We start from the raw sequence: 10,049 nt of genomic DNA, 5'->3' as shown, positions 1-10,049 counted from the left end.
CCACACCTTCTTCTCGGCCATCTGCATCGCTGCCTCAGTGGCCTTCTACCTCAATTAACGAGTCCTGAGCCTAGTCCACGAACCTAAGGCACAGCTTCTTCAACACAGTCACCGTAAGGAATTATGGTCCAGTGCCGCAGTATGAGCATATACCCAAACTAAGATAAAGATTATTTTTTATCGCAGATAAATGGCCTATAAAGGCCAGAACTGTATAATTTTAGCAAAAGCGTAGTTCCCTAAATGCCAATGATTATCGCACCAATCACAGAGCCGCAGAATGTAAGCCAGTTCCTTTCTAATTTTCTCAAGCTTGATTCCCGGTGCTTCTCCGCTTTAACAGTCAGCAAAACAAAGCTTCCTCTTTTTATATCAGCCATAGAACCTATGAACATTCCTATAAAAATGGCAGCGACTAGAGAAATAATTAGGAATCCCGTGGTGTAGAAGGCATATTTTGTCCACATACCAGAGGCCACAATATCTATTAGGAAGTCTATTTTTTGCTGCAGGACAGCAAAGGACTCACTGCCAACCGATGCAATCGTTTGAGCCTTCTCCAAGTACTCATCAACTAGCTTGCTAGTTATTGAATAAACTCCAGAGAGACTGGCTAGAATTATCAAAGCTGAGAATAAGAAGCCAATCCAGCCTGAATATTCTGAAGCAAATTTCCTAATGCCAGACTCAGATTGGACTAAAGTGCCTAAATGACCTGCAATGAGTGCATCTATGTCAGATCCCCAAGTTCGGTCAGTGTGATTTATTCTGACTCTCATAGTTCCAGGGGCACTTCTATAAACTCTTGTCATTGGAGAGATGCTACCAATTTCAAGCTCGAATGGACTGTGCCCACCCTGGAAGCTAATACTAATCTCTTGCTTTTCGGGAGCACTCTTGCTGGGAAATTTCAGCAAGTAGATCCAACTTACATGCACTGCTTGAGAAAGCAGAGGTTTCACCTCTGCATATGAAACAAATTCCTCAATGGAGTTCAGTGAGACCGACGAGTCGTCGTCGTAAATTACTCGAGCCTGAAAGCTCATAAAAGTTGCATCATTTTGAGACGTGAGACGCTGAGAAATCAAGTGGTGCAGGTTCTCAATGTCAGATTTTCTGACTTCAAATGGTCCGCGAACGATCCGCTCAATAGTTTGTGGTCTTCCTAGTAGTCCCGAGATGAAGTCGCGAAATTGAGAAGGCTCACATGGGAGAACGACTACATTGTCGTCAGTAGCATGGATTGTTAATGCCTGATTATCCCGCTTTGAAGGCTCATTCATAAAATAGGTCCTGTTAGTCAGGCTGATGGATAAGGCAGTCTCGCCGGCTGTGGGGGCCTCATCCTATATATCATGACGGCTAGGCTATTATCATTCTCGATACTGGAAGCGCTTCAGTGCAATTTCGCAGTGCTACTGCACTATCGAGCGATGTAGGGAGCATTCCCTACCCCACCGCGAACAAATCCCGCGTCTCTGGCCCTTGCGGCTCCTCGAAGGCGTTCGGGTCGCCGGGGGCGGTTTCCCAGCCGAGATCGGGGAGCGCGATGATGCGCAGGCCGCGTGGGTCGTTGCGGGTCACGACGATGTTGCGGCTTTCCATATAGGCGATGAGGCGCCGGGCCCGGCCGGGCGAGCGGCTGCCGCAGGCGCGGGCGATCTCGCCGTCCGGCGGGCAGGGCGAGGCCTCCATGGCCGCGCGGGCGATGAGCAGGTAGATGCCCTGGATGTCCTCCGTGAGATCGGCCGCGAAGGTCACGGCGCGGTCCCACTCGGTGCCCTCGGCGGTGGCCATGTCGACGCCGGCGCGGGCGACCGCGAGGCGGCGGCGGAACGCGTTGAGGTTCAGCGGTTCGCCGGCAACCCGACGGATGCGGCAGCGGACGAGAAAATCCTGATAGAGCACGGCCACGGACCGGAAGGCGGCCTCCGGGTCGTCGAGGATCTCGCGCAGGATCGCGTCGAGGGTGGCGTCGCGCTCGGCTTTGGACTGCTCGGTCTCCTCCGCCTGAGGCTCGGGTGCTGCGGCAGGCCTTGTGCGGGCGAGCTGGGCGAGGAGATCGTTGGTCGAGGGAGCAGGCGGCGGCGGAGGAGCGCGGCGCGGCATGACCGGGCGGGCCGCTACCTCGTCCTCGCCGGCCTTGAAGATGAGGTCGCGGGCGTCCTCCTTCGGCTGCTCGGGGAGCGGCATGAGCTTGAAGGTGCCCGTGCGGGTGGAGGTTTCCACCGCCCCGATGCGGATCGGCAGCGGACGGCGCGAGAGGGCTGGGCCGAGGGCCACGAAATGGCCGCGCTCCAGGTCGCGGAACATCTCGGCCTGGCGGCGCTCCATGCCCAACAGGTCGGCGGCGCGGGCCATGTCGATGTCGAGGAAGGTGCGGCCCATGAGGAAGTTCGAGGCTTCCGCCGCCACGTTCTTGGCGAGCTTGGCGAGGCGCTGGGTGGCGATGATGCCGGCCAGTCCACGCTTGCGGCCGCGGCACATGAGGTTGGTCATGGCGCCGAGCGAGACTTTGCGCGCTTCGTCCGACACCTCGCCGGCGGCGGCGGGGGCGAAGAGCTGCGCCTCGTCGACGACCACCAGCATCGGATACCAGTAGTCGCGCTCCGCATCGAAGAGACCGCCCAGGAAGGCCGCCGCGCAGCGCATCTGCGCCTCGGTGTCGAGGCCCTCCAGGCTCAACACCACCGAGACCCGGTGCTGACGCACGCGGGCGGCGATGCGCTGGAGGTCGCCTTCGGACCGGGAGGCATCCACCACCACGTGGCCGAACTTGTCGGCGAGCGTGACGAAATCGCCCTCGGGATCGATGATGGCCTGCTGGACGAGGTTGGCGCTCTGCTCAAGAAGGCGGCGCAGGAGATGCGACTTGCCGGAACCCGAATTGCCCTGGACGAGCAGACGCGTCGCCAGGAGCTCCTCGAGATCGAGCAAGGCCGATTGTCCTCCGGGGGCGGAGGACGTCATTCCCATGTCGATGCCAGCCTTCATCAGCCTCCCTCGTGCGATTCCGAAACCCGGCACGGTCCTAACACGTCAAGGCTTAAGGAAGTGCCGGGCGAGTCGACTCTCTCCACAGGCGAGATTCCCTTTCCCCAGTCACGACGCCGCAGGACAAGGAAACACCGGGATGCCGGGAAGCATTATTCCCAGCCAATGCCTGCCCAGGATGGACGATGCCGATCCCCGCCCACCGAATCACCGATAGCGCCCCGATTGTCCGCGCCCAGAGCACTGCACCCGGCACGGAGACGCCGGGTGCACAGACCACGCCGCCCGGCGCAGCGGAGACGGAGGGAGCGTTCGGCATCTTCGGGATGATGATCTCGGGCCTGATCATCATCTTCGCCATCGTGCTGCTCTACATGCGCTTTCGGAGCAGGCGCTGATCAGTCTGCGACCGCCGCTTCCGCGGCCTTCACGGCGGCGCCGCGCAGGGGCCTCTCCTCCAGGGCGAGCAGAAACGCCAGCGACAGGCCGAACCCGACGATGGCCGCCAGAAACACGTAGCTGAAGACATCCGCCAGATTGACGCCGCTTTGGGCCGCCGCTTGGCCCAGGGCCTCGAAGCTGGCCGCTCCCGTCACCCCTGAGCCGCTGAGCACGATGGCGCCGAAGATCGCCACGATGAAGGCGCCGCCCAGCGAGCGGAAGAAATTGGCCGTGCCCGTGGCGGTGCCCATCTGGTGCGGCGCCACCGCGTTCTGGGTCGTCACCATGGTGACGGGCAGGACGGTGCCTAAGCCGATGCTGATGATGCCGAGAAGAATCTCCACGGCCAGGATGGACAGGGATGGCCCGTGGAGAACGAGCACGCCCGTGGCGGCCATCGCCACCAGAAGGCCGATGGTGGGAAGACGCTTGTAGTGCTTCACCTTCGCCATGGTGCGGCCGGAGAGCGTCGCCCCCACGACGGTGCCGGCCATGAGGGGAATGAGGGCGAGGCCCGAGAGGCTGGCCGAGAGGCCGCGCACCGCCTCGAAATAGACCGGCAGATAGATGGTGAGCCCGATATAGGTGCCCATGCCGAAGCAGGCCGAGAGGGTCGCCATGCGGACGACCGGGTTGTGCAGCACGCCGGACGGGATCAGGGGCTCGGGCGCCAGCCGCATGCGCAGGGCGAACAGGATCCAGAGTGCAACCGAACCGACAAAGAGTCCGAGGATCGGCAGAGAGTTCCAGGGAAAGCGGATCCCGCCCCAGCTCAGGGCCAGAAGCAGCGCGACCGTGGCGGTGACAAGAAGAACGGCGCCGAGCAGGTCCAGCCGGTGCGGGCGTTCGAACCGGGGCAGCTTCTTCAGGCTCCGGAACGCGATGGCGAAGGCGACAAGGCCGAGCGGCAGGTTGATCCAGAAGATCACCGACCAGTGCAGGTGCTCGGCGAACAGGCCGCCCAGCACGGGGCCCAACAGGCTCGAAGTCATGAACACGCTGGCAAAGTAAACCTGATAGCGCCCACGCTCCTTCGGCGGCACGAGGTCGGCGATGATGGTCTGGGCGAGCGCGATCAGCCCGCCGCCGCCGACGCCCTGCAGGCCGCGGGCGAGGATGAGCGCGAACATGGTGGGAGCGAGCGCGCAGGCGATGGACCCGATGATGAAGATCACGATGCCAACCAGCATGATGCTGCGCCGTCCGTAAGCATCGCTGAGTTTGCCGTATAGCGGCGTCACGGCCGTGGAGGTCAGGAGATAGACCGTCACGATCCAGGACAGGTGCTCCAGGTCGCCGAGTTCGTGGCCGATGGTCGGCAGGGCCGTCGCGATGATGGTCTGGTCGAGCGCCGCCAGGAACATGGCGAGCAGAACGCCGACGATGATGGTGCGGATTTCGGCTTGGCTGAGAGCCTTGCCCTGGCCGCTGTGAAGCTGTGCTGCGGGGGATTGATCCATCGTGTCCATCATGTTCGGCAGGCTCATCTAGAGGGCAAACGGGAGCTGTGTCGAACCTCCGCCTGCAGGGCTGGTATGCATTCGCTCGCACAAAGAGTTGAATTGGGCTCCCGAGTGGGAAGGATGTCTGACAGGCAGGGAAGAGCGGCTCCTCCCACAAACTCTATCGTGCGGCTCCACAAAAAGGAGAGACCATGCTCCGAATCTTGAGTCTTCTGGTCCTGACTGTTTCGGCCCTGAGCCTCGGCCCCTCATTTGCCCATGTGCTCGAGGCGCCGCCGCGTCTTGCGATCTGGTCGCCGGAGCTGTGGCGGGAGGCGACGGTCTTCAACGGGCAGTTCCGGCTTTTCGCCTTCATCGGCGGGCCGCTCGACATCTCGGCCATCCTCGGCACCGCCTTCCTCGCTTACATGCTGCGCAGCGAACGCCAGAGGTTCCGTCTGGCCCTTGCGGGATGCCTGCTCTTTGCCCTGAGCCTTGCCGTCTGGTTTGCCTGGGTGGCCCCTGCCAACAGCATCCTCGCCACTTGGGAGCCGGGTCCGATCCCGGAGGATTTCCAGTCGGTCCGAAACCGCTGGGAGACCGGGCACATGGCCGTCGCGGGCTTCAAGCTCCTCGGCTTCATGGTGACGGCCTTGTCGGTCATCACGCCAAGCCGAGGGGCCTTGCCAGCGACGCCAACATGACGCTAGCTGGGCCTCCCACCGCATTCGTTTCATCATGACTGCCCGCACCCATATCACGCCCGCCCAGGCCCGGCGGATCGCCCTGGCCGCCCAGGGCTTCCACGAGGGCCGCCCCGATGCGGCAACGAAGCGTCATGTGAGCCGCGTCCTTCAGCGATCGCACCTGCTGCAGATCGATTCGGTCAACGTGCTGGTGCGCGCCCATTACATGCCGCTCTTCTCGCGCATCGGCTCCTATGACCGGGGGCTTCTGGAAAAGATCGCCTATCACCCGAAGAAGCGGGAGGCCTTCGAGTACTGGGGGCACGAGGCCTCGCTGATCCGTCTCGACCTGCAGCCGCTCTTTCGCTGGCGCATGGAGCGCGCCGCGCGGGGTGAAGGCACCTATGGCGGTCTGGCCCGGTTCGGGCGCGAGAAGCGCGCCTTCATCGAGGAGGTGCGCCGCGAGATCGAGGCGCGTGGACCCATCGGGGCGGGCGAGCTCTCCATCGGCGGCAAGGGGCAGGGCTCCTGGTGGGGCTGGAGCGACGGCAAGCGTGCCCTTGAATGGCTGTTCTGGGCGGGAGGGGTCACCACCGCGACGCGGCGCGGCTTCGAGCGCCTCTACGACCTGCCGGAGCGGGTGCTGCCCTCCGAAATCCTGAGCGTGCCGACGCCCTCGGCCGAGGAGGCGCAGCGGGAACTCCTGCGGCTGTCCATCCGGGCGCTCGGCATCGCGTCCGAGCGCTGCCTGCGCGACTATTTCCGCCTGGAGCCCAAGGACGCCAAGGCACGCATTCCCGAGCTCGTCGAGGCGGGCGACCTCGTTCCCGTCACCGTGGAAGGCTGGGGGCCGGTTTATCTCGACCCGCAGGCCAAAATTCCGCGCCGGGTCGAGGCGCGGGCGCTGGTGTCGCCCTTCGATCCTATCGTCTGGGAGCGCACGCGCACGGAGCGCCTGTTCGACTTCCGCTACCGGATCGAGATCTACACCCCGGCCGAGAAGCGGGAATTCGGCTATTACTGCCTGCCCTTCGTGCTGGGCGAGCGCATCGTCGCCCGCGTGGATCTGAAGGCCGACCGCGCCGCGGGCAATCTCATCGTCCACTCCATCCACCCGGAGGCTGCGGTGCAGCCGGAGGAGATCGCGCCTGCCCTGGGGGAGGAGCTGCGCCTCATGGCCGAGTGGCTCAATCTCGGCTCCATCACCGCGCCGAAGGCGTGGCGCAAGCGGCTGCAGGTTTGAAGCTTTCAAAGCGATGACGAAGTCTCGCCAGACGCCCCGATCTTCCTATGTCATGAACCCATGAACACGCTTCTCACCCCCGCCACCCGCCTGTGGCTGCGCCTGCGGCTCAATGAGGTCGGGCCGCTTCTGTCCCTGTCCACCTGCGGTTTCTTCGCCTGGGCCTTCATGGAGCTTGCCGGCGAGGTGCAGGAGGGCGAGACCCACGCGCTCGACAGCCGGCTCCTGCTGGCGCTGCGCGATCCGCAGAACCCGGCCAATCCCCTCGGGCCCTCCTGGCTGGAGGAATCGGCCAGGGACTTCACCGGGCTCGGCGGCTACGCGATCCTCACGCTTCTTACAGCCGCGACGGTGATCTATCTGCTCATGGCGGGAAAGCGCGGCGCGGCCCTTCTGGTGCTGGTCGCCATCGTGGGCGGCACCCTCATCTCGACCGGCCTGAAACTTGGCTTCGAACGGCCGCGACCCGATCTCGTGCCCCATGCCACCCGGGTTTACACGGCCAGCTTCCCCAGCGGCCATGCCATGATGTCGGCGATCACCTATCTCACCCTGGGCGCCCTGCTCGCCCGGGTGGAGAAGAGCCGACGCGTCAGCACCTTCGTCATGGGGCTCGCTATCGTCATGACCCTGCTCGTCGGCATGAGCCGGGTCTATCTCGGCGTCCACTGGCCGACCGATGTGGTCGCCGGCTGGGCTGTGGGCGCGGCCTGGGCATCCCTGTGCTGGTTCGTGGCCCTGCAACTGCAGCGGCGGGGCCAGGTGGAGAAGCCCGGCGAGACCTCGCCCTCGCCCGATCCCAAACCCGAATGACAGATACAACCGACAAGCCCCTCCGCAAGCTGCCACGAAAGGTGACGGCGGCCTACCTGCAGCGGGCGGCCATGTCCTATCTCGAGCGCTACGCCTCCTCGGCCGAGAACCTGCGCCGGGTGCTGCGGCGCAAGGTCGACAAGCGCTGCCGCCTTCGCGGCGAGGATCCGGCCGAGTTCCACGACATGATCGACGAGGTGGTGGCGAAGAGCCTGAAGATCGGCCTCATCGACGACACCCGCTATGCGGAAGCCCGCGTCGCGACCCTGCGCCGGCGGGGCGGTTCGGCGCGCGCCATCCAGGCGAAGCTCTCCGCCAAGGGCATCGACCGGGGCACCATCGCGGCGGCGCTCGAAGGCGAGGAGGGGGACGAGGAGCAGGCCGCCCGCGCCTTCGCCCGCCGCCGCAGGCTGGGCCCCTTCCGCCCCGGCGAGCGGGCGCCCTACCGCGACAAGGACCTGGCCGCCTTGGCCCGGGCGGGTTTTCGCTTCGATGTCGCCAAAGCCATCGTCGATGGCGAGCGTGACGGGGAACAGGACTGATCCGGATCGCCTGCCGATTTTATCCGGGTATTATTGACGCGGTCATTTAACCCGGGTAAAACCCTGCCGTGCTTGTTGCTGCAAGGGATGACCATGGCTGACGAAAACCAAACCTACACGGCCTTCGCGGGAATGCGCCGGATCGCGTCGGGCGATCTCGCGACGGTCGCGGCAAAGGCCAAGGCCTCCCTCGACGAGGACGAAGGCACCTCGATTCTGATCCTCGACGACGGAACCTGTCGGGTCGTCGATATCGACTGGCGCGGAACGGCTGAGGATGTGGTGAAGCGGCTGGAGCAACCGTCCGGCAAGCAGGAAGCCCGGGGACCGGGCCGGCCCAAGCTCGGTGTCGTGGCCCGCGAAGTCACCCTGCTCCCGCGGCACTGGGAATGGCTCAATGCCCAGCCCGGAGGCGCCTCCGTGGCCCTGCGCAAGCTGGTCGAGGAGGCCCGGCGCAGCAACGAGTCGAAGGACCGGGTGCGGCAGGCTCAGGAGGTTCTCTACCGGTTCATGTCGACGCTTGCCGGTGACGAAGCGGGCTTCGAGGAGGCCTCGCGCGCGCTCTTCGCCGGGGACCGGAAACTGTTCATGGCTCTGATCCGGCTCTGGCCCAAGGATGTCCGCGATCATGCCGAGAGGCTTGCCGCCTCCGCCTTCGCGAGCGACGCATAGAACCGCTTGGGCGAACGAAGCGGCCTCTAGCGCGTGAACATGATCGTCGGCTTGTCCTTGTAGGTCGTGCGGCAGAACTCGCGGTAGCCGCATTTTTCCGCCACGCGAATGGACGGCCCGTTTTCAGGAGCGATGATGCAGGCCGTGCGACGGAAGCCGTGCACACTGCCCCAGGCGATGGCGGCGCGCACGGCTTCCGTCGCGTAGCCCTTGCCGTGAGCATGGGGCGCGAGCGCCCAGCCGATCTCCGGCATGTCGTCGAGCGACGGCTCGATCTCACGCCTGTAATCGGCGAAGCCCGCTTCACCGAGGAAGCGGCCGGTCTCCTTCTCGACAATGGCCCAGTAGCCGAAACCGAGCGACGCCCAATGCCCAATATTGCGCAGCAGGCGAGCCCATACCTCCTCTCGGGACGAAGGCCTGCCGCCGATGAAGCGGATCACCTCCGGATTCGTCCAGAGGGCGAAATAGTCATTGAAATCGCCGAGGCGGTGCTCGCGCAGGGTGAGACGTTCCGTATCGAGGAGAGGGACGGTTCCAACGGGGGTGGAATGTGACATGAGCTTCTCTGGTCGCAACGATATACAGGTCACGGCATACAAGGCAGTCATGCAAGGTACAAGCCGGCTTTGCAGGGGCAAGGTCTGGAGGCTGGTGCCTCCTGTCCTAGATCACCAACCCCACGCACAAAGAGGAGACCAGCATGAACCGCAAGGCAAGAGCCGTCTGGCAGGGCACGGGCAAGGAAGGCACCGGCCATCTCACCTCGGATTCCGGCGTCCTGTCCTCGACGCCCTATTCCTTCAAGACCCGTTTCGAGAACGAGAAGGGCACGAACCCGGAGGAGCTGATCGCCGCGGCGCATGCGGGCTGCTTCACCATGGCGCTCGCCTTCCAGCTCCAGGGCGCAGGCTTCACGCCGAACGAGCTCGCGACGGAAGCGGTGGTTTCCCTCGAGCAGGAAGGCAGCGGCTTCGCGATCAAGAAATCGGCCCTGACCCTCAACGCCAACGTGCCGGGGATCGACCGGGCCAAGTTCGAGGAACTCGCGCGCGCGGCGGAGAAGAACTGCCCGGTGTCGAAGGTGCTCAACGCCGAGATCACGATGGATTTCACGCTGGCTTGAGTTTCAGTGTCGGCATCACCGGCTTTGTGCCGGTGATCTCGATTGCATGAGGCGCGACGCTCCATACAAGCGAGATGGCCGGGACAAGCC

Annotated in this window: 11 protein-coding genes; 7 read left to right on the top strand and 4 right to left on the bottom strand. The window is 63.7% G+C overall.

The features are described 5' to 3' along the window. Positions 1-239: 239 nt before the first annotated feature. Positions 240-1,283 (bottom strand): hypothetical protein, encoded by a 1,044-nt coding sequence (locus JAO75_RS23195; RefSeq protein WP_199051582.1) that lies wholly within the window; start codon positions 1,281-1,283, stop codon positions 240-242. Between the two features lie 166 nt (positions 1,284-1,449). Beyond that, positions 1,450-2,994: a helicase HerA domain-containing protein gene (locus JAO75_RS23190; protein ID WP_199051581.1), complete on the bottom strand. Its 1,545-nt coding sequence runs from the start codon at positions 2,992-2,994 to the stop codon at positions 1,450-1,452. Between the two features lie 185 nt (positions 2,995-3,179). Here JAO75_RS23190 and JAO75_RS23185 point away from each other — a divergent pair, with 185 nt between their 5' ends. Further along, positions 3,180-3,392: a hypothetical protein gene (locus tag JAO75_RS23185; RefSeq protein WP_199051580.1), complete on the top strand. Its 213-nt coding sequence runs from the start codon at positions 3,180-3,182 to the stop codon at positions 3,390-3,392. Here the strand turns inward: JAO75_RS23185 and JAO75_RS23180 are convergent, their stop codons facing one another. After that, a complete protein-coding gene (locus JAO75_RS23180; RefSeq protein WP_199051583.1) occupies positions 3,393-4,904 on the bottom strand; it encodes an MDR family MFS transporter in 1,512 nt (503 codons plus the stop codon). It abuts the gene before it with no gap. A 185-nt stretch (positions 4,905-5,089) separates the two neighbouring features. On the opposite strand from JAO75_RS23180, the gene JAO75_RS23175 reads away from it, so the two are divergent. The 5 genes from JAO75_RS23175 to JAO75_RS23155 all read left to right on the top strand — a co-directional run bounded on the left by JAO75_RS23175 (position 5,090) and on the right by JAO75_RS23155 (position 8,833). Further along, positions 5,090-5,581, top strand: coding sequence for a DUF1772 domain-containing protein (locus JAO75_RS23175; protein WP_199051579.1), 492 nt, complete (start codon positions 5,090-5,092; stop codon positions 5,579-5,581). A 34-nt stretch (positions 5,582-5,615) separates the two neighbouring features. Beyond that, a complete protein-coding gene (locus tag JAO75_RS23170) occupies positions 5,616-6,806 on the top strand; it encodes a winged helix-turn-helix domain-containing protein (protein ID WP_199051578.1) in 1,191 nt (396 codons plus the stop codon). A 60-nt stretch (positions 6,807-6,866) separates the two neighbouring features. After that, positions 6,867-7,619 carry a phosphatase PAP2 family protein gene (locus JAO75_RS23165; protein WP_199051577.1) on the top strand — a complete coding sequence of 251 codons (753 nt, stop codon included), beginning with the start codon at positions 6,867-6,869 and terminating at the stop codon, positions 7,617-7,619. Then, positions 7,616-8,161 carry a regulatory protein RecX gene (locus JAO75_RS23160; protein ID WP_199051576.1) on the top strand — a complete coding sequence of 182 codons (546 nt, stop codon included), beginning with the start codon at positions 7,616-7,618 and terminating at the stop codon, positions 8,159-8,161. The genes JAO75_RS23165 and JAO75_RS23160 overlap by 4 nt, the downstream gene beginning before the upstream one ends. An 87-nt stretch (positions 8,162-8,248) precedes the next feature. Beyond that, positions 8,249-8,833, top strand: a complete 585-nt coding sequence (locus JAO75_RS23155) for a DUF2239 family protein (RefSeq protein WP_425523217.1) — start codon at positions 8,249-8,251, stop codon at positions 8,831-8,833. A 26-nt stretch (positions 8,834-8,859) separates the two neighbouring features. Here the strand turns inward: JAO75_RS23155 and JAO75_RS23150 are convergent, their stop codons facing one another. Next, complete coding sequence (locus JAO75_RS23150) at positions 8,860-9,393, bottom strand: GNAT family N-acetyltransferase (RefSeq protein ID WP_199051574.1); 534 nt, start codon at positions 9,391-9,393, stop codon at positions 8,860-8,862. A gap of 143 nt (positions 9,394-9,536) precedes the next feature. Between JAO75_RS23150 and JAO75_RS23145 the strand changes: the two genes are divergently transcribed. Continuing rightward, a complete protein-coding gene (locus JAO75_RS23145; RefSeq protein ID WP_199051573.1) occupies positions 9,537-9,959 on the top strand; it encodes an OsmC family protein in 423 nt (140 codons plus the stop codon). Positions 9,960-10,049 lie beyond the last annotated feature (90 nt).

This window comes from Microvirga splendida, assembly GCF_016427565.1.
In the GTDB taxonomy this organism is placed as follows: domain Bacteria; phylum Pseudomonadota; class Alphaproteobacteria; order Rhizobiales; family Beijerinckiaceae; genus Microvirga; species Microvirga splendida.
This window is presented reverse-complemented; position numbering and strand designations above follow the sequence as displayed.